The sequence below is a fragment of the Streptomyces sp. bgisy130 genome (assembly GCF_057708345.1).
This window is the reverse complement of the sequence record NZ_JBYISA010000019.1, coordinates 1-20,201: the sequence shown is the minus strand read 5'-3', so window position 1 is coordinate 20,201 and position 20,201 is coordinate 1. Positions and strand designations below refer to the sequence as shown.

General features: G+C 71.1%; 16 protein-coding genes. 5 read left to right on the top strand and 11 right to left on the bottom strand.

Features of this window, described 5'->3' with window-relative positions; genetic code table 11:
* The first annotated feature begins 121 nt into the window (after positions 1–121).
* Together AC3EUV_RS23250 and AC3EUV_RS23245 are read left to right on the top strand one after the other, a co-directional pair.
* Positions 122–688: a GNAT family N-acetyltransferase gene (locus tag AC3EUV_RS23250; RefSeq protein ID WP_432142292.1), complete on the top strand. Its 567-nt coding sequence runs from the start codon at positions 122–124 to the stop codon at positions 686–688.
* 162 nt (positions 689–850) lie between these two features.
* Positions 851–1,282, top strand: a complete 432-nt coding sequence (locus tag AC3EUV_RS23245) for an HIT family protein (RefSeq protein WP_387239250.1) — start codon at positions 851–853, stop codon at positions 1,280–1,282.
* Between the two features lie 34 nt (positions 1,283–1,316).
* Here AC3EUV_RS23245 and AC3EUV_RS23240 read toward each other — a convergent pair whose 3' ends face one another.
* From AC3EUV_RS23240 to AC3EUV_RS23205, 8 genes are all read right to left on the bottom strand, one after another.
* Positions 1,317–1,736, bottom strand: a complete 420-nt coding sequence (locus tag AC3EUV_RS23240) for a hypothetical protein (RefSeq protein WP_432142261.1) — start codon at positions 1,734–1,736, stop codon at positions 1,317–1,319.
* Complete coding sequence (locus AC3EUV_RS23235) at positions 1,733–3,223, bottom strand: hypothetical protein (protein WP_432142260.1); 1,491 nt, start codon at positions 3,221–3,223, stop codon at positions 1,733–1,735. The genes AC3EUV_RS23240 and AC3EUV_RS23235 overlap by 4 nt, the downstream gene beginning before the upstream one ends.
* Positions 3,224–3,237: 14 nt before the next feature.
* On the bottom strand, positions 3,238–4,503 hold the full coding sequence (locus AC3EUV_RS23230) for an OmpA family protein (RefSeq protein WP_435603797.1): 1,266 nt from the start codon (positions 4,501–4,503) through the stop codon (positions 3,238–3,240).
* Complete coding sequence (locus tag AC3EUV_RS23225; protein WP_432142258.1) at positions 4,500–5,402, bottom strand: hypothetical protein; 903 nt, start codon at positions 5,400–5,402, stop codon at positions 4,500–4,502. The genes AC3EUV_RS23230 and AC3EUV_RS23225 overlap by 4 nt, the downstream gene beginning before the upstream one ends.
* Positions 5,403–5,430: 28 nt before the next feature.
* Positions 5,431–7,734 (bottom strand): hypothetical protein, encoded by a 2,304-nt coding sequence (locus AC3EUV_RS23220; protein WP_432142257.1) that lies wholly within the window; start codon positions 7,732–7,734, stop codon positions 5,431–5,433.
* Positions 7,731–8,354, bottom strand: a complete 624-nt coding sequence (locus AC3EUV_RS23215; protein WP_432142256.1) for a toll/interleukin-1 receptor domain-containing protein — start codon at positions 8,352–8,354, stop codon at positions 7,731–7,733. The genes AC3EUV_RS23220 and AC3EUV_RS23215 overlap by 4 nt, the downstream gene beginning before the upstream one ends.
* A gap of 231 nt (positions 8,355–8,585) precedes the next feature.
* The gene (locus AC3EUV_RS23210; RefSeq protein ID WP_435603796.1) at positions 8,586–9,899 is read right to left on the bottom strand and encodes a helix-turn-helix domain-containing protein; all 1,314 of its coding nucleotides are present in this window, start codon (positions 9,897–9,899) and stop codon (positions 8,586–8,588) included.
* A 459-nt stretch (positions 9,900–10,358) separates the two neighbouring features.
* Positions 10,359–10,733 (bottom strand): MarR family winged helix-turn-helix transcriptional regulator, encoded by a 375-nt coding sequence (locus AC3EUV_RS23205; RefSeq protein WP_435603862.1) that lies wholly within the window; start codon positions 10,731–10,733, stop codon positions 10,359–10,361.
* Positions 10,734–10,777: 44 nt separating this feature from the next.
* Here AC3EUV_RS23205 and AC3EUV_RS23200 point away from each other — a divergent pair, with 44 nt between their 5' ends.
* A complete protein-coding gene (locus AC3EUV_RS23200) occupies positions 10,778–10,981 on the top strand; it encodes a hypothetical protein (RefSeq protein WP_432142294.1) in 204 nt (67 codons plus the stop codon).
* Positions 10,982–11,044: 63 nt separating this feature from the next.
* On the opposite strand, the gene AC3EUV_RS23195 is transcribed toward AC3EUV_RS23200, so the two are convergent.
* Positions 11,045–11,437, bottom strand: coding sequence for a CBS domain-containing protein (locus AC3EUV_RS23195; protein WP_432142290.1), 393 nt, complete (start codon positions 11,435–11,437; stop codon positions 11,045–11,047).
* 550 nt (positions 11,438–11,987) lie between these two features.
* On the opposite strand from AC3EUV_RS23195, the gene AC3EUV_RS23190 reads away from it, so the two are divergent.
* Together AC3EUV_RS23190 and fabV are read left to right on the top strand one after the other, a co-directional pair.
* The gene (locus AC3EUV_RS23190; protein WP_435603795.1) at positions 11,988–16,439 is read left to right on the top strand and encodes a cation-translocating P-type ATPase; all 4,452 of its coding nucleotides are present in this window, start codon (positions 11,988–11,990) and stop codon (positions 16,437–16,439) included.
* A gap of 333 nt (positions 16,440–16,772) precedes the next feature.
* Positions 16,773–17,981 carry an enoyl-[acyl-carrier-protein] reductase FabV gene (fabV, locus tag AC3EUV_RS23185; RefSeq protein WP_435603794.1) on the top strand — a complete coding sequence of 403 codons (1,209 nt, stop codon included), beginning with the start codon at positions 16,773–16,775 and terminating at the stop codon, positions 17,979–17,981.
* A 372-nt stretch (positions 17,982–18,353) separates the two neighbouring features.
* On the opposite strand, the gene AC3EUV_RS23180 is transcribed toward fabV, so the two are convergent.
* The gene (locus tag AC3EUV_RS23180) at positions 18,354–18,824 is read right to left on the bottom strand and encodes an ATP-binding protein (protein ID WP_435603793.1); all 471 of its coding nucleotides are present in this window, start codon (positions 18,822–18,824) and stop codon (positions 18,354–18,356) included.
* 722 nt (positions 18,825–19,546) lie between these two features.
* Complete coding sequence (locus AC3EUV_RS23175; protein WP_432142251.1) at positions 19,547–20,155, bottom strand: ester cyclase; 609 nt, start codon at positions 20,153–20,155, stop codon at positions 19,547–19,549.
* Between the last annotated feature and the right edge of the window lie 46 nt (positions 20,156–20,201).

Sequence of the window (20,201 nt, the reverse complement as noted above, 5' to 3'; positions counted from 1 at the left end):
ACATGCAGGCACGACGCGGGTCCACGAGCGCTGTGGGCGCGGCACCGTGCGGGTCCGGCCGGCCGAGGCAAAACCCCTGGCCCCCGTCGCACGGGGCCGTCACAATGAGCCCGTGCCGATCATGACGTTCCCGGAGACCGAGACCCCGCCCGCACTGCGGACGCAGGTGTCGGAGCTGCGGGACGAGGCGTGGCCGCCGGACTCCGCTTCGGCGCCCGGCACCTTCGCCCACGATCCGGCACTGCGGCCGGTGTCGATGCTGCTCGTCGACGGTGCCACGGTGCTCGCCGCGCTGGACATCCTCTCCAAAGAGATCGTCCACGCCGGACAGCGGTACCGGGCCGCCGGGCTGAGCACGGTCGTGACCCGTGGCACCGCCCGCGGAAAGGGCCATGGCCGCCGTCTGGTGACGGCCGCCCGTACGGCGATGGCCGCCATGGATCTGGACATCGGCCTGTTCACCTGCGACCGGCCGCTTCAGCCGTTCTACGAGAGCGCGGGCTGGCAGTGGCTGCCGGGTGCGGTGCTCATCGGCGGTACTCCCCGGGCCCCGTTCCCCAGCGACCGGCCGGGCTTCGAGAAGGTCACCATGGCGGACTTCTTCTCGCCCCTGGGCCGGGACCATCGTTCCTCGTTCCCGCACTCCCGGATCGCGTTGCACCCGGGCGAGATCGACAGACTCTGGTGACGACGGCTGCCCCGGGGCAGCGATGGCGTGCAAAACGGCCGGAACAAGGCCAAGTGCCGCATCAGCGGAGCGAAGGGGCGATGATGGGGGCAGCGGATGTGCGCGTCGGCCCGGCCCGGTGACGATCCGACCCGTCCGGCAGCCGGCCCCTGCGGAGGATCGATGGTCAGTTATGGGGAGTTCCGCGAGGTGACCGATGAGGCACCGGACGCCCGCCCGCAGCCTCCCCGTACGCCCCGGCGGCCCGGCTGCCCCTTCTGCCTCATCGTGTGCGGCCGGGCGCCGGCCACGGTGCTGCGCGCATGGCCGGACGCCCTCGCCATCCGGCCCCGCCACGGCGGGGTCACCGCCGGGCATGTGCTGGTCATCCCCCGGGTGCATGTCGCCGATGTCGCCGAGGACCCGGTGGTGTCGGCGGCCACCATGCTGCGGGCCGCCGAACTCGCGGCGGAGGCCGGGGACTGCAATGTGATCACCTCACGCGGCCCCGCGGCCACCCAGACCGTCCGCCATCTCCATCTCCACGTCGTCCCGCGCGCCGAGGGTGACGGTCTGCTGCTGCCCTGGACCGCCGCCCGGCCCGCGGAGACATGAGGCGCGCCGCCCCGGTGCGGACCGCCGGCGGCGGTCAGGCGAGGAAGAGCACCGTCATGGTGTCGATGGCGACCAGGACGCCGTAGGAGAGCAGCATCGTCCGGGACAGCGCCACCGCCCGCCAGGGCACGGGGCCGCCGTGCTGCTCGGCGTCCATGCTGAACGGCGGCACCGCCGGGCTCACGCAGCCGGCGACCTTCTCGTAGAGGCTGCGGAATCTCCGTTCCTGACGGAGGTAGTAGCTGTCCAGCAGCCAGAATCCCGTCGCCAGTCCCACGGCGACCGCGGCCGTCTTCCAGCTCGGCCCGCGGGTGGCGACCGCGATGAAGGCGCCGCTGACGGTCATGGCCCAACTCTTGACCAGGAAGGAGGTGTTGGCATGGCGGGCGATCACCGCCTGGAGGAACTCCAGATGCTTCACCTCCTCCGGGCCGGGGCTCGGCCGCGCGGTCATGAGGCCGGGCCCTCGTCCTCGGACGGCCGGTTGTCCGGGCCGGCGTCGCGGGGATCCGCCGTGGGCCCCTCGGGCGCCTGATCCTCGTCGGCCTCGTCGTCCTCGCCGGAACTCGTCGGCCCTGCTTGCTCCACCGGCTGCCCCGGCGAGGCGCGGAACTGTGCGTTCAGGTCGCCGGCGATGCCGTTGAGACGGTCTTCGAGCTGATCAGGGCCGTAGCGTGCGAGCACCGTGTAGACGTGGTCGAGGAGTTCGAGGCGGGCCCGGGGCGGTGTGGGGTGGGCGGGTGCCCGGTCTCCGGTGGGCGGGCGGGCGCCGTTGCGTACGGAGGCGGGGTAGGGCCAGGCGGGTGCGGTCAGCGGGAGGTCGTAGCTGCCGGCCACGCCGGTGCGGGCGCGCTCCTCGACGATGCGGATACAGGCCTCGTCGAGCGTACGGTGGGCGTCGCTCGCCGCGGCCTCGACCGTGGACCGCAGCCGCCACCAGGACTCGGTGTGCGCCACCAGGCTGCGCCGCGCCGCGCCCAGCAGCTTCCTGCCCTGCTGCTCCGCGTCCGTGACGTCCCGCCGGGCCTCCCGGTCGCTGTCGGCGCAGGGGTTGTGGGCGAGCACCTTGACCACGATCGCGGCGGTGCTGAGCACCAGGGTGAGGATGACGACGGCGCTCTGGTCCGGCGCCAGATCCACATGCTCACGCACCGCTCCGGCCGCGCGCATCCGCGCCCATATGCCGACCATGGTGAGGATGGCCAGGGTGAAGAGCACCGGCCCGGCCGCGTTGGGCCAGGGCAGTTCACCGGCCGTGCGCCGTTCCGTACGCGGGCTCCTGGGCCAGAGCGCTTCGCGCAGCGCCGCGACCGGACCGCGGCGCGTCCGCTCCAGGGTGCGGGCGGTACGGGTGCGCCGCCGGAAGACGGACTCGGCCAGGAGACTGCCCGCGGCCAGCAGACAGACGGCGACGCCGAAGCCGGGCAAGTAGGCGAGGTAGTAGCCGACTTCGGTCTCGCCCAGGCCGAAGAACCGCTGCATCAGGGTGCCGATGAACATCGTGTCGAAGGCCACGCAGGCGACCAGGGTGGGCCACAGCAGCCGTCGCCAGAGCACCGGCCGGCGGCGGAGGCTCTCCGGTCCGTCCCCGGCGTGTCGGGCGCGCAGTTCTCCGACGCGCTCCTGGGCCTGCTGGGACGACCGGGCGACGACGAACCGCTCGGCCGCTTCGAGGGTCGTCCGGGCCTGCTGGAAGGTGTCGGCGACCGCGGTGGCCGCGGTGCCGAGCCCGGGCTGCGCCGCGGTCAGCGCGGTGTTGGCGTCGGTGAAGGCCCGCATGAGGGCGGCCTGTTCCCGGCTGTCGGTCTGGTCCACGGGCCGGGCGGACGGCCGCTTCCTGAGGTCCAGCTCGACGAAGGCGGGGTCGCTGCCGGGGCAGTCGACCGCCGACTGATAGCGGGCGGCAGGCCCCGCCCGGTTCTTTCCGTTGGTGGTGTTCATCGCTGCCGCCGCCCTCACTTCCTGGTGATTTCGATGTCGACGCGCCGGTCGCACTGGAGCTTGTCCTCGGCGCTCATCCGGCCGCCCGCGGTGTGCTCCGGCTTCGCGCAGCCCGTGGGCAGGCCGCGTCCGTGTGCGGTCACCCGCTCCACCCCGAGTCCGGTCAGCACGTCCTGCACCGCGTCCGCGCGTGCCTGCGACAGCCGGTGGTTGTTGTCCGGCCGGCCTCGCGGATCGACATAGCCGGAGACGACGACCCTGCTGCCGGGGGTGGTCCGGGCGCTGACCGCGACATCGTTGAGCAGCGGCAGGGCCTGCGGGCGGACGGTGGACGAGTTGGTGTCGAAGAGCGCCGCGCCGGGGAGTTCGTAGGTCTGCGGGCGGTCCTGCGCGTAGTTGACGGGCGGGTCCTGGGGTGGCTTCTTTCCCGGCCGGCGCCCCTCGGCCGTGCCGATGGCGGTCGGGGCGAGGGTGCAGGAGGTGCCGTGTGCGGCCTTGCGGCCGGCGCCGCACAGCGCGCGCCACAGCTTGCTCAGCCAGGTCCGCTGGGCTGCCGTGGGTGTGGGATGGCCGGTGGCCGGCTGGCCCAGCCCGGCGAGGGTGAGTCGCACTCCGGTCAGGGCGGGCGTCTCGTCCCGGGCGGCGCAGACCCGGGTGATGGCCTTGATCTCGCTGCTGTCCCGGAAGGCGGCCGCGCGCAGATCGGCGCAGCCCGTGGTGGACAGCCCGTCGGTCAGCACGAGCAGGCTGCGGCTGCCGGATGTGCCCTCCAGCGAGGACGCTCCGGCCGTGAGGGCCCCGAGGACGTTGCTGCCGCCGCTGCGGGGAACGGCTCGCTGGGCCTTGCCGACCAGCCCGGTCAGGCAGCTGACCGCCTGTTGTTTCCGGGTCTTCTGGTTGATCTCGTTGTTGTTGTCCTTGACCCAGTCGGTCGAGCGGTCCTTGGCGATCCAGCTGATCTGCGCCGAGTCGCCGCTGAAGCTGCCGACCGAGACCGTGTCCTTGCGCCCGACCACCGACGTGAGCAGAGCGCCGATGCTGTGCGCGTAGTCGCGCCCGGTGTCCGTGCCGCGTACGGAGGAGGAGCTGTCGACGAGGACGACCGTACGGCCGGCGGTGTCGGCGGGCTGCTTCATCCAGGCGCAGGGGTCCAGCCGGGGTTCCTCGCCGCAGGCGCCGAGGAGGCCGGCCATCAGCGCCGCTCCCAGGGCGCCGGCGATGGTGGAGGTGCCCCGGCGGCGCCCGGGTCCCCGGACCGCGGCGCTGTCTGTGGTGTTCACGGTGCCAGCTCCTCGACGTCGCCCACGGTGTCGACCCAGGAGAAGGGGCTGAGGCCCATCTGGCGGCAGAATTCGCTGAGGGCCTTGTCGTAGGCGTTGGCGTACTCGAACAGGCCCACCTGCTCGTGGTGCTTGGTCGCCGCCGTGAGGACATCGGCGAGCGCCTCGGCGCCGTTGCGGCGGGTGTTCTTGAGCGCCTGCATGACCTTGAAGAAGTCCTCGTCGGCGAGGGCCGCGGCGAAGGGCACCAGGAGCCGCCGCTCGGCCGCGCCGAGGGTGCCGAGGAGCTCCAGTTCGCTCATGACCTGGAGCCAGCGCTCGGTCAGCTCCTGCACCTGGTCCGCCTTGAGCTTGCCGAGGTGGTGCTCCTTGGCCATCCGTACTTCGGCGAGGTGGAAGGGCAGCACATGTTCGCGCAGCGCCGGGTCTATCCGCATGCGTACCGAGGGGCGGCAGCGGATGAGGCCCTTCTCGTCGTGGTAGCACCAGCCGCCGCGCAGCTCCTTGTTGACGGCTTTCTCCGCGGCCACCGGATCGCCGGGGTCGCAGGCGCGGGCGACGGACCAGGCGCGTCGCAGCAGCTTGCCGCGGGCCGCCTCCTCGTGGAGCGCCGCGCGCTCGCGCAGCACGTCCAGCGTCATCTCCTGGCTGCTCCAGCGGAAGTGCGGGACGAGCTCGAAGGCGAACACATCCCCGTCGGCCGCCACCGACAGCGTCTCCTCGACCGGCGGCAGCTCCACCGCCACCTCGCTCCGGGCCGCCTGCCCGAGCGCCGGGCTGTCCGGGCTCTCCTTGTCCTCGGCGGTCTCCGGGGCTCCGGCGGGCTCGGTCCCGTCCTTGCGCGTCACCCGGCGCCACCAGTTGCGCAGCCTGGTGCGGAGTCCTTTGCGCTCTGTCATGTCTGTCTCCTCTTCGTACGGGGTGTCGTCAGGACGCGGAGCGGGGAGTGGGCCCCGCCTCGGGGGGCTGGTCCCGGAGCTGGCGAATGGTGCGCGAGTCCGGGTGCCGGCCGGCCCACATGCCGAGGTAGAACCCGGCGCGGAGGGTGAGCGGCCGGGCCCAGATGCGCGGGACGAGGGCCTCCAGGAAGGCGGCCAGCTCCTTGTCCGCGTCTCCTGCCAGCAGCCAGCGGCGCAGCAGGTCCCAGGCGCGCGTCGAGCTGTCCTGTCCCATCAGGGCGTGGCGCCACAGACGGACCAGGGCGTCGGCGCGGTCCGGGTCGGTCATCGCGGTGTCGGCCAGAACGGGCCGGTCGCGGCGGTCCGGGCCGGCGCCGTAGCGGCTGAGGATCAGCAGGGTGCGGATCGCGTGCTTGGCCAGATGATCGTTGTCCGAGGCGATCCAGCGGTCCAGGGCGTCGGCGGTCCGGCCGGGGGCGCCGGCGAGGTAGAGCCAGGACATCGAGAAGGCCACCGAGCTGCTGAACGCCAGCTCCGGCCGGGTACCCAGTTCGCGCAGCGCCCAGAGGGTGTCCGGGACGTCCTGGGCGCCGACCAGGGTTCCGTACGCCCGTGCCGCGCTGTCCTGGAACTCCCAGCGGGGGCTGCTCAGCCAGCTGCGGATCTGGGCCCGCACCCGGCCCACCATCCGGGGGTCGTGGGCGGCCATCTCCAGGGCGAGCGCGGCGGACTGCCGGTAGGCCGCGGACTTCCGGGCCCAGTGCCGTATCAAGTCCCGGTAGACGCTGTCGAAGTCGTGGCTGAGCAGGATCCCGGCGATGTGCGCCGCCCGTACCCGGATCCGCTCCAGCGGCCCGGCGACCAGCGCCGTCAGCCACTCGCGCAACGGGTCGCGCAGGCTGTCGTAGTCGTGCCAGACGACCTCGATGACGGCGTGCATCAGCTCTTCGTCCACCAGCCGGGCGCACCGGGGGTTATCGTCGGTGCGGCCGCCGGACATCGCGTCACCGGAGGCGCGCATCTCCTGCGGGATCAGCTGGTCCAGTTCCCGCTCGAAGACATGGTTGGTGGGGGCCGGCTCACGGGTCTCGTAGCGCGGGAGCACGGTCGCGCTGAGGACTTCCCCGGCCTCGAAGACATCGGAGAGCGGGTGGCCGTGGAAGAACGCGTAGGCGATCCGGAACGCCTGGCGGTGCGGGTCCAGCACCGGGCCGTGCGAGGTCTCCGCGGGGACCTGGAGCAGCTGTTTGGCGAGTCGGCGCAGCCGGTCGCGCCACTGGCCGATGACGTCGCTGAGGCTGGTGTCCTCGGAGTGGATGCTCTGGGCCAGAACCTCGGCGAACTCCACGACGCTGCGGACGGACGGGGCCCCGTCGAGGGTGCGCTGCACCTGCTGGGACTCCAGCATCCGCGCGGTGAACGCCGTGGTGTGCTCGGCGGTGCAGTCCTGCTCGGGGCACGCTCCGGGGTGCCCCGCGAGCAGGCGGCGCAGATGTACGGCGAGGACCTGGCCCGGGGCCGGGCGCCGGTGCGCGAAGGCGTGCGGCCGCAGCAGGTCGGGGTCGACCCGGCCCAGCTCACCGATGATGACGAGGAAGGCGCCGTGTTTGCGGGCGAGATGGCCGAGGGTCTCCAGGGTCGACAGCTTCAGCGGCTGGTCGTCCAGGTCCACCACGAAGCCACCGGGGGTGAGCAGGTCGTCGGCGCGTCGGCACAGCGCCTGGAGGATGCCCGGGGCCTCGCTGTGCAGGATCTTGATGCGGTCATCGGGGCAGCAGCCGGCGAGCAGGGTCAGTGCCGTGGACTGCCGGCCACTGCCCGGCTGCCCGGCGAGCACCAGAACGTGCTGTGCGGCGAGCCGGGCGGCCATCTGGGTCTGCTGCTCGACGTCCTGGTGGGAGTCCAGCTGTTGGGCGACGGTCAGCGAGGAGACGCTCAGCACCTGGATCTCGACGCCGTTGTCGCCGCCGATGGTCAGCTGCTCGGCGTAGAAGGCGGAGCCGCTGCCGTTGGCGACCGCGCTGCGCTTGAGCTTGTTCAGGGCGTTCTGCTGCCGGGCCTGCTGGTAGCGGGTGAAGTCGCCGCCGTCGCCGGTCTCCCGGCGGGCGGCGGCCCGGGCGGTGTCCTGGGCCGCCGGCCGGCTGTCGCCGCTCTGGGATGCGGCAAGGTCGTTCGGGGCGCTCGCGCCGGTGGCCTCGGTGCCGTCCGGCGGTCCGGCCGGGCTCGGCTCCACGGCCTCGGGCGGCGCCGGTTCCTCCGCGGCGGCAGCGGGCTCCTCGGCCGGCACCTCCGCCGCCGTCTCCTCCGGCCCGGCGTGTTCGGTCTCGCTCACTGTCGGTCTCCGCTCTGTGCGTCGCGGTTCTGGTTCACGGTGGCGTTGCCGCTGCCGTTGGCCACGGCGCAGTCCTTATAGGTGGAGTACGCGCCGGGCTGCGGGGCGCCGGAAACAGGCGGCGCCGGACGCGGGTCCGGCTGCGGCTCCGCCCTGCGCACCGGTACGTGGCTGCGCAGCGCGTCCGTGATGACGGGAAGGTCGAGATGCGCGTATGGCACCCGCAGCTGCATGAACTGGCGTTCCGTCAGTTCAGCGATGTCTGCGGGCAGTTGCTGCTTCTTCGGGAGCTGGGCCGAGTCGATCAGCACGGGGATGACGGTCTTGCGCCACTGGAGGGCGCGCTGGATCTCGTCGTGGACGTAGTCGCCCGGTACGTCGATCCGGCGCCGGCCGTCGGTGTCGCGCAGCGAGAGCCAGTTCGGGCCGATCAGCACGAGAAGGACCGCACAGCTTTCGAGGTGGCGCCACAGCGCGGGCGGAAAGTGCACGCCCGGCTGCGTGGTCCGGCGGTCGCGGAAGACATTCTCCGGCCCGAATACCTCCTTGAATTGCTCGTCGAGCAGGACAGCCGCTTCGGCGCCGTCGCCGGTCCGGTAGTTGATGAATACTCCGGCCATGATTGTTCTGCCTTTCCTCATGAGGACAGCGGTGGATTGCGGCAGCCGGGTGCTGTGGTGGTTACTCGGGCTGTCGCGGGCACAGGGGGATGAAGCCGAGATTCACAGGGGTTTCAGGCGTGGTCAACGCGTTGCCCTCGGCCTTTTGGCCGGGCAACGGAACACCACGGATGCGGCGGGGTGCGGTTCTTCGGTCGGCCTTCTCCGTGGTGCGGGCCGATGGGTGAGAAGTCAGGCCGGAGTTCCCGGACCGGTCCGGTGGGTGTGCAGTCCGATCGCGAGGTGCGGAAGGGTCCGACGGACGGTGGGATTCTTTGGCCAACGATTCAGTGCGCGGCTCAGCCGCAGAAGATCGGCGCGGATGGTGGCCGAGTCGATGAGGGCAACATGAGAGGCGACCAATTCCGCGATCGCACAGGCCTGCTCGATTTCCCCGACGTTCGCCAATGCAAGCGCCAGCCGGGCGCCATATCTGGCTCTGGCACGGCGGGATTCCGGCGGAATGGCATCCAGACCATCGCCGAGCAAAGTAACGGCCTCTGCCGGGGAACCGAGATCATGCATGCACCAGCCGGCGACGAAGGCCGTCAGATCCGGCAGATGGATACTGCCGAGAACCGGGTCCGTGCCGTCCGGCGTCACCGCACCGGCCGTCAGCTCCGCACCGCGGTCGAGCGCCCGCCGACAGGCGTCACGGTCCCCCACCAGCGCGTGCCCCTGTGCCTCGCGCTGCGCCGCGAGTCCGCGGATGCGTACGCTGCGGGCCTGCTGCGCCGCCCGTCGCGCCAGTTGGACGGTGGCCACCGAATCGCCGGTGTACAGGGCCAGTTCCGCGCGCCGGATCAGGGCGTAGGCGGCCAGTTCGTCGTCACCGCCGTCCGCGGCCAGCTGGACCGCCTGTTCGGTCCACCAGAGCGAGGCCGCGTCGCTGCCTGCCTCCTGCGCCATCCAGCCGGTGTACTCAGCGAACCGGGAGGCGAGCCGGAGCACCACATCGCGGTGCGCGGGCTGCGCCTGGTGCGCCATGCCCCGCAGCGCGCTGGTGGCCGCGATACACAGCTGCGCGACCACCGACGGCCCGAAGAGCTGTCCCAGCCGGCGGAACTCGTCGAAGACATTGCGGAAGTACGGCAATGCCGAATTCGTCTCCCCGCTTTCGAGAAGAGGCGGTGCGAGAGACCAACTCACAATGGTGGAAGGCATGGCACCGCCGCCGGACGACGCCGGGTCGAATGCCACGAAGTCGCTCTCCCCGCCGGCCCGCATACGTAATGTCCAGGGCGTGCCGACATCCGCCTCGGTCATGGGCGCCGCGGGGGTGTCGTGCTCGGGTGCGGAAATCAGGCTGCTGAGTTGCCCGCCGGCGTGGAGAGCGCTGTCGCATAACTGTGCAAGATCGTGACTGGGCGCCTTCACGCCACGCTCGATCTTGCTCAAGTGCCCTTTGGAAAAACAGATCAGGATCGCCAGTTCTCCCAGCGACAGCCCCGCTTCAATCCTCCGCCGGCGTAACTCCGCCCCGAACCGCACAGGAATCCGCTGCACCCCGCTCGCCCCCCTCGTCGTTCGCGACCGGTGAGGGGAGTGTGCCACGCCTCACACCAACTCTCACATCCCCTTCACGAATTGCTTGCTATCGGTTTCATCACGCTCCGCTTCTCGCGAGGTAACGCGAGGCAAATCACCTTCCCCGCAGGAAGGACCCCTTGCGCAACGGCCACATCAAGGCTGCCGCCCGTTCCGCAACGCCCAGTCTGCGCCTGGCGAGTTGCCCTCCGCGCCCCGGCGCGGGCGAGGGTCCGGCTCAGCCTCTGGGCACGGGCCCGTTCTCCAGGAGGCGGGCTGACAGTGTGGACGCCGCGCCCCAACAGCCCTTCGTCGTATGGCAGGAACAGCAGCGGAACGGCGCGCCGTCCGGTGAGCCGGTCGCACCAGATGGGGAACTTCCGACTCAGGTCACTCCTGACTCAGGTCACTTCTGACTCAGGTCACTTCTGACTCAGGTCACTTCTGACTCAGGTCGCCAGGGCCGGGCGGCCGGCCCCACGGCGCCTCCAGCGTCGTACGCAGGGCGTCGACCAGCTCCCGGCCGATCCGCCCGGCGAGCTGCTCCTCCAGTTGCTCCAAGATGGCGCCGGCCTGACGGTGTGCGCGCTCTCCTTCCCGGGTGCGCCGGATCAGCCGCTGTCGGGCGGAGGCGGGGTGCGGGGCTTGTTCGAGCAGGCCGGCGGCGACCAGCCCGTGGACGGCCTGATGCGCGGTCTGCCGGGTGACGCCCATGCGCCGGGCCAGCTCCGACACCGTGCTGCCCTGGTCGTCCAGCGCGGCGAAGAGCTGCACCTGCGTCGGGGACACCGGCGCGGCTCCGGCTGCTTCCAGGAAAGGCGGGGGGCTACCGCCTGAACTGCCCGCACGCCTACCGCATGGAGCGGCAACACAGCCAGGTCGTCGGCGTCGCCGCCGGCCCCGGCGGCACCTTCGAGCGATTCTTCGAGAACCTCGGCGCGCCGGCCGAACGGCTCGGCCTTCCACACGAGCCCGTAGTCCCCGAGGCCGCCAAGTTCACATCCGTCCCCGAGCAGTACGACGTACGCTTCCTGTCCGACCACCAGTGGCGAACCCGATGACGGCAACTGACGGCCCTGGCCCGCCAGATCGCGGCTGCCCGAGCGCTGGGACGACCAGGCCAGTCAGCTGGAGATGGCTTCGAGCAGGTCGCCGACCTTGGGGTCGGGCAGTGTCCGTGCGACGTCGGCCTGCGTGACGATGCCGACCAGCGCGTTGTCCTCGATGACCGGGAGGCGGCGCACCTTGTTCCGGCTCATGGTGTGCAGGATGGATTCGGCTTCCTCGTCGGCGTCGACCGTCACCACGTCTCCCTGGGCGAGGTCGCCGGCCTTCACCTTGGCGGGATCCTTGCCCGCGCCGAGGACCTTCACGACGATGTCGCGGTCCGTGAGCATGCCTTCGAGCCGCTCGTCGGCGCCGCGAACGGGCAGGGATCCGACGCCGAGTTCGGTCATCTCCTTCGCCGCGTCCAGGACGGTCTCGTCGGCCGCGACACAGGTGGCGTCCGGGGTCATGATCGCGCGTGCGGTCGTGGCGGACTCCTCCGCTTCCTCGGTCGTGGCGGTGCCTTCGGGGGCGCCGAGCACACCGTCATCGCGGCGCAGGACGGCGTAGCCGACCCCTATGCCGATGGCGACGGGCCATTCGAGCACTTCTGCGGCACCGAGGACGCCGAGGCCCAGGTAGAGCGGGAGGCCCTTCTTGGCGGGCAGGACCCGCCGGGCGACGGCGATGGGCGCCATGGCGGCGTCCATGACGCCGCTTGCTATCCGGCCGGGCGAGGGCATGGTCAGGGTGACCGTGCGCTTCGCGGCCGACGGTGGCGGGGTGGCCTTGGGAGGGGGCTCGGCCAGGGGCTCACCTGGGGTGTCGGTTTCGGCGCTGGACGGGGAGTGCGTTCCGGGTGTGGAGGTCACGAATATCGCCTCGCCTGTTCGATCATGAACGTGCAGACCCACCCCCTTATCAGTAGGTCTACCCCGTATCGCCCCTTTCATCGAGCTCGGTGAGACTGCCTCTGAAGGTCTCTGTGCACCAACGCTCTGATCCGAGGAGGCATGCTTCATGGCGCCGGAGCATGCCTCGGCCCTCGGAATGCCGCCGTTCCTGGGTTCGATCGTCTCCGCCGTTGCCTCACACACGGCGTCCGGTGTCCGGGCGGCCTGGGGGGTGGCGGAGAGACTCCTGGAGGGCACGGACCGTGAGGTGTGGTGGTCGTCCGAGCGCTGTTACCTCGCTGTCTCCGGTGTCCACGGCCCGAGAGGCGAGGCCGTCGCCCGTCGTGTGGAGCGGGCCGTGGAGAAGCATCCGGGGGTGCTGTGGGCGCGGGTGAACGCGCCCATGGAACGGGTCATCGTTGCCGTGGGCTCGCCTGCTCCCGGCACAAGTGAGCTGGTCGCGCTGGTGAAGCGGGCTGAAGGCGACCATGCCGCGGATGCGGAAGCGTTCGACGAGTGGCAACCGGAGCCCCGCCACCCTGCGGAGGGTCCGCCCTTCCCGGCGGTGCCGGCACTGGTGGCGGACACGCTGGGGCTGGCTCTGGTGACGTTCCGGCGGCTCGCTCCGTGGTTCGGCCTGCCGCCGGAGGTCGCCGGTGGCCTCGATGCCGTTCGCTATCATCCGCGCCTTCGTCACCTGGTCGAGGACATCAGCCCGAGTGAGCGGGCCGACTCCCTGCTCCCGGTGATCGGCGCACTGGTGCAGGGCGTGGCCACGGGCGGTGGCGGGCTTGCCCTGGACGTGCTGCAACGCGTGGCAGCGTGGCGGGAAGCGAGCGACGAACGCGCCGCGTGGCGCGAGCGCGAGGCCGGACTTGTCCGTGGACCGGACGAAGCCGCTGCTGACGCGGTCACGGCCGGGCGGACGGCTCCGCCGCCGCAGGACGGGGCCGACCGGTACGCGGAGCGTTCGATGATGGCGGGCCTCGCCGCCGGCCTGGCCGCCCTGCCGTTCGCCGGGATCCGCAAGGCGATCGCGATCGGAGTGGCCTCGGTGCCGAAGCCGCCCGGCGCGGGGCGGGAGGGCTTCGCCACGGCGCTGGGGCGGCATCTGGCGCTGCGCGGTGTGGTGACGATGGACCGTACCGCGCTGCGGCGCCTGGGCCAGGTGGACACCATTCTCCTGGAGGAAGAGTCGCTTCGTGGGGACCGGTACGAGCCGGTGGACCTGGAGCTGCTGGCAGGCACTGATCCGGAGCAGGTCTCCGAGCGGCTGTTCTCGCTCTTCGACTCCGACGTGCCGCTGGCTGTCCGTAACGCGGGCGGCTGGGTGCTGGGCCCGCTGGACGAGCTGGACCTGAAGGGGCGGACCGGTCGCAAGGCGGCGAATGGTCTGCGCCGGAGCGGCAGCGAGAAGATCCTCGGGCTGGCCCGGGGCCATCAGCTCCAGGCGGTGGTAGGGCTGGCCACCCAGTCGGCCCCGGGAGCCGAGGCGGTCGCCGCGGCAGCACGACGGGCCGGCGCACGGGTCGTGGTGGCGTCCGACCGGGACGCCCCCGGCTTCGGATTCGCCGACGCCGTGCTGCCCGCGGGCGATCGCCTGGCGGACTCGGTCCGTGGCCTCCAGGCCGACGGCGCGGTCGTTCTGCTGGTCGCCACCCATCGCCGCGCGCTGGGCACGGCCGACTGCGCGATCGGCGTGCACCGCGAGGAGGAGCGGACGCCCTGGGGCGCTCACGTTCTGGTGGGGGCGGATCTTGAGGCAGCGGGCTTGATCGTCGACGCCGTGGGAGTGGCCGCGGTGGTCGACCGCGACAGCCATTACGTGGCCGCGGGCGGCAGCGGGATCGGCGCTGTGGCCGCCCTCCAGGGCCCGGCCCGCCAAGCGACCGCGCGGGTGCTTGCGGTGAGCAACACCGCCGGGGCGGTGGCCTTCTGCATCGGCGCCTGGCGCGCCCGGCAGCTCCTGAGCCGCCCCCTCACACCGCCCGTGGCCCAGACACCCTGGCACCTCATGCCCGTCGACCGCGTCATGGAGCGGCTGCGGACCCGACCCGAGGGCCTTTCCGCGCAAGAAGCGACCGCTCGCGGCGCCGAGACGCACGCAGGGGAGCCGACGAAGCTGACCCTGCCGTACGCCTTCATCGAAGAGCTCTCCAATCCCCTGACCCCGATCCTCGCCGCCGGCGCCGCTCTCGCCGCGGCGGTGGGGTCCCGGACCGACGCCGGCCTGGTCGCCGCCATCACCGGTGTGTCTGCGCTGGTCGGAGGCTTCCAGCGGGTGCGGACCGATCGCGCGCTTGCTGAGCTCTTCGCCCAGTCGGCCATCGGTGCCTGCGTGCGGCGCGAGGGACGGGAGCGTCTTGTCACCTCGGGCGATCTGGTCCCCGGCGATGTCGTCTCTCTGGGGCCCGAGGATGTCGTGCCTGCGGACTGCCGTCTGCTGGAGGCGGAGGGCTTTGAGGTCGACGAGTCCTCCCTCACGGGGGAATCCCTGGCCGTGAGCAAGGATCCCGCGCCGGTGGTCGCCGGACACCTCACCGGGCGCCGCTCGATGCTCTATGAGGGCACGACCGTCTCCGCCGGACGGGCCGTCGCCGTCGTCGTGGCGACCGGCTCGGCCACGGAAGCCGGACGCAGCCTCGCCACCGCGCGCCAGGCCGCACCGGAGACCGGCGTGGAGGCCCGGCTTTCCTCACTCACCCGCGCCAGCATGCCCATCGCCCTGGGGTCCGCCGCCGCGGTCGCCCTCTCCGGGCTCCTGCACGGCCACCCCCTGACCGACAATCTGGCCTCGGCGGTCAACCTGGCCGTCGCCTCCGTACCCGAGGGCCTCCCCTTCCTCGTCAACGCCGCCCAGCTCGCCGCCGCGCGCCGCCTGGCGACCCGAGGTGCCCTCGTACGCAACCCCCGCACCATCGAGGCACTCGGCCGCGCCGACGTCCTCTGCTTCGACAAGACCGGCACACTCACCGAAGGCACCCTGGAGCTCTCCGGCGTCAGCGATGGCGAGCGCGCCGCCGCCCTCGACCGGCTCGACACGCCCCGCAAGGAAGTCCTCGCCGCCGCACTGCGCGCCACGCCGCCGGCCCGCCAGTCCGAACCGATGGCCCACCAGACCGACCGGGCGATCGTCGACGGCGCCCACCGCGCAAGGATCACCACCCGCACCGGCGCGCCCCGTTGGCGGCGCACGGACGCCCTTGCCTTCGAGCCGGCCCGGGCCTACCACGCCACCGTCGGCCACACCGGACGCGGTGTCCTGCTCAGCGTCAAGGGAGCACCCGAGAACGTCATCAGCCGATGTACCAGGCGTCGGCAGCCGGACGGGCCGGTGACTCTCGACGCATCAGCCAGGCGGGCCCTTGCCGAAGCGGCCGAGGAACTCGCCGCGGCCGGGCGAAGGGTCCTGGCCGTGGCGGAACGCAGCATGAAAACCGGCGAGGAGCTCACCGACGAAGGCGTACAGGCGCTGGACTTCCTAGGGTTCCTCACGCTGGGCGACCCGGTACGCGACAGCGCCGCGCCCGCGACGGCCCGGCTGCGCGAGGCCGGCGTGCACACCGTGATGCTGACCGGCGACCACCCCGCCACCGCCGACGCCATCGCCTCCGCCATCAGCGAAGAGGTCGCAGAGCCCAAGGTGTGCACCGGGACGGAGATTGACGTACTCGACGACGACGCACTGGACGAACTGCTGCCGACCGTCGATGTCATCGCCCGCTGTAGCCCCAGTCACAAGGTCAGGATCGTCCAGGCCTACCAGCGCATCGGCCGCGTGGTGGCCATGACCGGCGACGGAGCCAACGACGCTCCCGCCATCCGACTCGCCGACGTCGGGATCGCACTCGGGCGCCGCGGCACCCCTGCCGCGACCGCGGCCGCGGACCTGGTCGTTACCGACGACCGGCTGGAGACCATCGTCTCCGCCCTCATGGAAGGCCGCGCCATGTGGACCACCGTCCGCGCGGCACTCGCCATCCTCATCGGCGGAAACCTCGGCGAGGTCACCTTCAGCGTCCTCGCCTCCGCACTTACCGGCACCACCCCGCTGAACGCACGTCAGATCATGCTCGTCAATCTCCTCACCGACCTCGCCCCCTCCCTCGCCATCGCGGTCCGCGAGCCGTCCGGCCAAACCGGCGAGCGCCTCCTCGCGGAGGGCCCCCACCGCTCACTTGGCGCCGCCCTCACCCAAGAGATGCTGCTGCGAGGCATCATCACCGCCCTCGGCGCCGGCCTGGCCTGGACCGCGGCCCGCCTCACGGGCCGCGGCCGGCGCGCGTCGACCGTCGCCCTCGCCGCCGTCGTCGGCACCCAACTCGCCCAGACCCTCACCACTGGCGGCACCGACCGCAACGTCCTGGTGGCCGGCCTCGGCTCCGCGGCCGTCCTCGCCGCCATCATCCAGACCCCCGGTATCAGCCAGTTCTTCGGCTGCACCCCGCTGGGGCCCGTCGCCTGGGGCATCGCCCTGGGCGCGATCACCACCGCCACCCTCCTCGGCCACTTCCTCGCACCTCTGATCACCGCACGCCTCACACCGGCTACCGGGGACGTGGCCCCCAGCAGTGGGTGAGTCTCACCGGCCTCCTGGGAAAGGCCATCACAGACCACTAGACGATCAGTTTGCGGCCGGGCCTGCCGCTTCCTCTGCTGGAGCACCGGGGAGCACTGGTTGCGCCGGCTTCCGACGGCGAGGGGTCATGCGACGGGCTGAGGGGCGGCAGCTTGTCAGCACATTGGCCGACCCCGCCCACTGCCCGAAGTGAGGGAAATCCTCCAAAACGGCCCCCACATTACTGTGACCGCCCAACTGATCATGAAATGCTGCGTGGTCGCAGACTTGCAGGGTGCGGTGCGTGCTCCGGTGCGGGCCGCAGCCACCGCGACGACCCGAAGGACGTGCCTCATGAGCGAACGAGTCATCACCCCGCGCAGCCGTGGCTTCCTCTTCCTCGACTCCCATCCGGCCGGCTGCGCACGCCAGGTGCAGGAGATGTGGCAGGCCGTCCCCGCGCCCAGCGAGGCCCCGAGCGACGCACCGGTGGCGCTCATCCTCGGCTCCTCGGCGGGCTACGGGCTGGCCGCGACGATCGCCGGCCTCGCGCGGGTGGGAATCCGCGGCATCGGCGTCTGCTTCGAGAAGGCACCCACCGAGCGGCGTACCGCCACGGCCGGCTGGTACCGCACCGCCGCCACCGCCGAACTCGCCCGCCGGAACGGCCACGAGATGGTCTTCCTCAACGGCGACGCCTTCTCCGACGCGATGAAGGACCGGGTCGCGGAGTTGCTCCGGGAGCGCTTCGGCCGCCTGGACCATCTGATCTACTCGGTCGCCGCACCGCGCCGCACCGACCCGGACACCGGTGCCACCTACGCCTCCGCCCTCAAGCCGATCGGCGAGTCGTACCGCACCAAGACCCTCGCCTTCGACAGCGAGGGGACGCCGGAGGTCAAGGAGGTGGAGACGGCGCCGGCCACGGAGGACGACATCGAGCAGACCGTCGCCGTGATGGGCGGCACGGACTGGGAGCGGTGGATCGACCATCTCGCCGACCGTGAGCTGCTCGCCGACGGCTTCAGCACCGCCGCCCTGTCCTACATCGGCTCGCCGCTGACGGACGGGATCTACCGGCAGGGCACCATCGGCGCCGCGAAGTGCCATCTCGAAGCGACCGCCCGTACGCTCAACGAGCGCTTGGCGAAGCTGGTCGGCGGCCGCGCGGTGACCTCGGTCAACGGGGCGGCGGTCACCCAGTCCTCCACCGCCATCCCCGGGATCGCGCTCTATGTGGGCCTGCTGCGCGGTGTCCTCGGCGACGCCATGGTGCCGCCGATCGCCCAGCTGACCAGTCTGTGGGACCAGCTCACCGATGGCCGGCCGCTCGATGTCGACGACGACGGCCGGGTCCGTCTCGACTCGTGGGAACTCAACAGCGCGGTCCAGGCCGCCGTCACCGAGCGGTGGGACACGGCCACCACCGAGAGCATCACCCGCCTCGCCGACATCGACTGGTTCCACTCCGAGGTCCAGCGGCTCTACGGCTTCGCGGTACCGGGAATCGACTACTCGGCCCCGACCGCCACCCAGGTCCCTTGGCCGGACGCAGCCTCCTGACTCGGGCGGCTCCGGCGACTCCGATGACTCCCTAACTCCGTTGACTCCGGGAAGAATGCCGCTCAAACGCCCGGGAGTTACGGAAAAGACAGGGAGGTGAGGGAACATCGCCGGGCGTCATCGTACTTCCGCCCCCGCCGTTTTTTCGACTAACTCGACGATTGGGCCGGACAGTTGACGGCGCGATAGATTCGATTCGACGGCACTGCCTGCGACGAGACGACACAGCGCATTTAGATGTCAATTACACGTCAAGGAATGTGAACGAGGGCTCTGAACCCTCCCCATCGCATTCCCATCGTGCCGAACATGACACCCGCACCGACAGGGCTCACGGGGCGTACGGAGAATTGCGCGGCGGACGGTTCGCTTTCAGGCCGTGGCTCGTGAGTCACGGCCCGAGCGGCCACTGTCCGGGGCGCCCTGGCGGGAGATGACCGCCGTCACGGTTTTGCCGGTCGGCTTGCTGTGGACCTCTACGGATTCCGAGAGGCGGCACACCATCGACCATCCGAAGCCGCCGCCCTCTCCGGTGACGTCCGGCGTACGGGGGCGCGGGAGAACGGGGCTGGAGTCGCCCACGATGATCACGACCGACTCCGGGTCAGCCGTCAGTCGCATGGTGCAGAGCTTGCCGCCGGCGTGACGTACGGCGTTGGTGACCAGTTCGGAGACGACCAGGATCACCGCGTCCCTGGCATCCTTTTCCAGGGCGGGTTCCAGGCGCTCCAGAAACGTGGCCGCAATGTGCCGGGCGGGACCGACAACTTCGGAATAGCAGTCCAGTTCAAGCTCCAGCACCGGCGACGCCGTGACCGTGCGCGGAGCCTCGGCGGTGCTCATAATAAAGCTCACCTCGTATCGCATCGACTTGCCTTCAGGCCGGAGAGCGTGCCCCCTCCCCGAGGTGTCAACCACACATTTCCGAGTTCGAGCGAAAATGTTTACTCTTCGCAACCTCGGAATGATCGAACCCCGGCCTGCCCGAACCGACACCGGGCAAGCGGAGCGCCGCGGAACACCTCGTCGGACCGGAAGTCGCACGGCGAGCTCGGTGACCGCGCCACGGCCATCAGGTCTTCCCTGCGATTCCGGCACCGGAAATGATCAGTGCGGCAGCATCAGAAGAAGGGGAACCACAGTTGTCATCCTCAAGACAATCGCGTGCCCGTATCCGCTGCCACCAATCGGAAATCGCCCCCGGTTTGCCCCACGATCCGCTGGGTAAAAGGGACTGCGCTCCTTGCGCCGCACCACCAGCCACGCGGCAGAACCCATGCCGCCCAACTGCCCCGGCCCCGCCGTCTCGGCCCTACCGGCGGTATGCACCAAAAGCCGCAAAGACGAATAGAACATCACAAAGACCAGGAGCGCGACGTAGTCCGCGAAATCTGCGCCATGCAGTGCGGCCGCGACCCCGGGGATCCAGTAGCCGTACCCACAGGACAAGCGCGGGAAGAACGGAACGCCCGGCTACTGGCCAACCCGCCGGCCTCGCCCGAGGGACATCGAGGACCTGGACGTGCATGGCTCAGCGGATCCCGCACCGCCGGGCCATGCACGGGTCAGGCGAGGCCGATCTGCTGGTAGAAGGTGAGGTTGTCCCAGAAGAGGAACTCCTCCTCCATCACTGCTTGCTTGTTCCAGATGCCGACCGTGGCCATGTTGATGGAGAACTTCTTGCCCGTCGGCTGGATGGTGCCGCCCTTGCCGTCGGGCATGGGGCGTGTGAAGGTGCCCTGCATGACGCCGGTCACCGAGGTCAGGTTGTCCTTGGCGATGCGGATCGGGTGCTCGGTGATGCGCGTGTCCGGCGCCCAGACGAACTGGCTCTTCATGTCGGCGATGTGCCGGTCTATGCCGTCCGTGTAGTGGCCGTCGGGCCAGTGGACGCGGATGTTCTGTGTGTGGCTCTCCCTGATCCGGTCCCACTGCTGGCCGGAGTAGACGACGAAGTCCAGCTCGTCGAAGACCTTGAGGTGCTTGCGCTCCGTATCGGTCAGGTGGGTCGGCCAGAGCGACTCGGCCTGCGGGGTGGAGGCCGGGTCGCCGAGCAGTTCCCGGTCGCCCGTGGCTGCGGCTGCCAGGTCGGTTCCGCTGGCCACCGCGGTGATGGCGAGGGCGCCCAGGGCAGCGGCGCCTCCGGCTCTGAGGACGTTGCGACGGTCGATCATGTCGATTCCTTGTCTACGAGATCACGCTGGCGAGGGGGTGAGACTT

Bases quoted from the DNA above. Each gene is read 5' to 3' on its own strand.
- AC3EUV_RS23250 (WP_432142292.1), top strand. From the start codon at position 122: ATGACGTTCCCGGAGACCGAGACCCCGCCCGCACTGCGGACGCAGGTG.
- AC3EUV_RS23245 (WP_387239250.1), top strand. From the start codon at position 851: ATGGTCAGTTATGGGGAGTTCCGCGAGGTGACCGATGAGGCACCGGAC.
- AC3EUV_RS23240 (WP_432142261.1), bottom strand. From the start codon at position 1,736: ATGACCGCGCGGCCGAGCCCCGGCCCGGAGGAGGTGAAGCATCTGGAG.
- AC3EUV_RS23235 (WP_432142260.1), bottom strand. From the start codon at position 3,223: ATGAACACCACCAACGGAAAGAACCGGGCGGGGCCTGCCGCCCGCTAT.
- AC3EUV_RS23225 (WP_432142258.1), bottom strand. From the start codon at position 5,402: ATGACAGAGCGCAAAGGACTCCGCACCAGGCTGCGCAACTGGTGGCGC.
- AC3EUV_RS23215 (WP_432142256.1), bottom strand. From the start codon at position 8,354: ATGGCCGGAGTATTCATCAACTACCGGACCGGCGACGGCGCCGAAGCG.
- AC3EUV_RS23200 (WP_432142294.1), top strand. From the start codon at position 10,778: ATGGAGCGGCAACACAGCCAGGTCGTCGGCGTCGCCGCCGGCCCCGGC.
- AC3EUV_RS23195 (WP_432142290.1), bottom strand. From the start codon at position 11,437: ATGACCCCGGACGCCACCTGTGTCGCGGCCGACGAGACCGTCCTGGAC.
- AC3EUV_RS23190 (WP_435603795.1), top strand. From the start codon at position 11,988: ATGGCGCCGGAGCATGCCTCGGCCCTCGGAATGCCGCCGTTCCTGGGT.
- fabV (WP_435603794.1), top strand. From the start codon at position 16,773: ATGAGCGAACGAGTCATCACCCCGCGCAGCCGTGGCTTCCTCTTCCTC.
- AC3EUV_RS23180 (WP_435603793.1), bottom strand. From the start codon at position 18,824: ATGAGCACCGCCGAGGCTCCGCGCACGGTCACGGCGTCGCCGGTGCTG.
- AC3EUV_RS23175 (WP_432142251.1), bottom strand. From the start codon at position 20,155: ATGATCGACCGTCGCAACGTCCTCAGAGCCGGAGGCGCCGCTGCCCTG.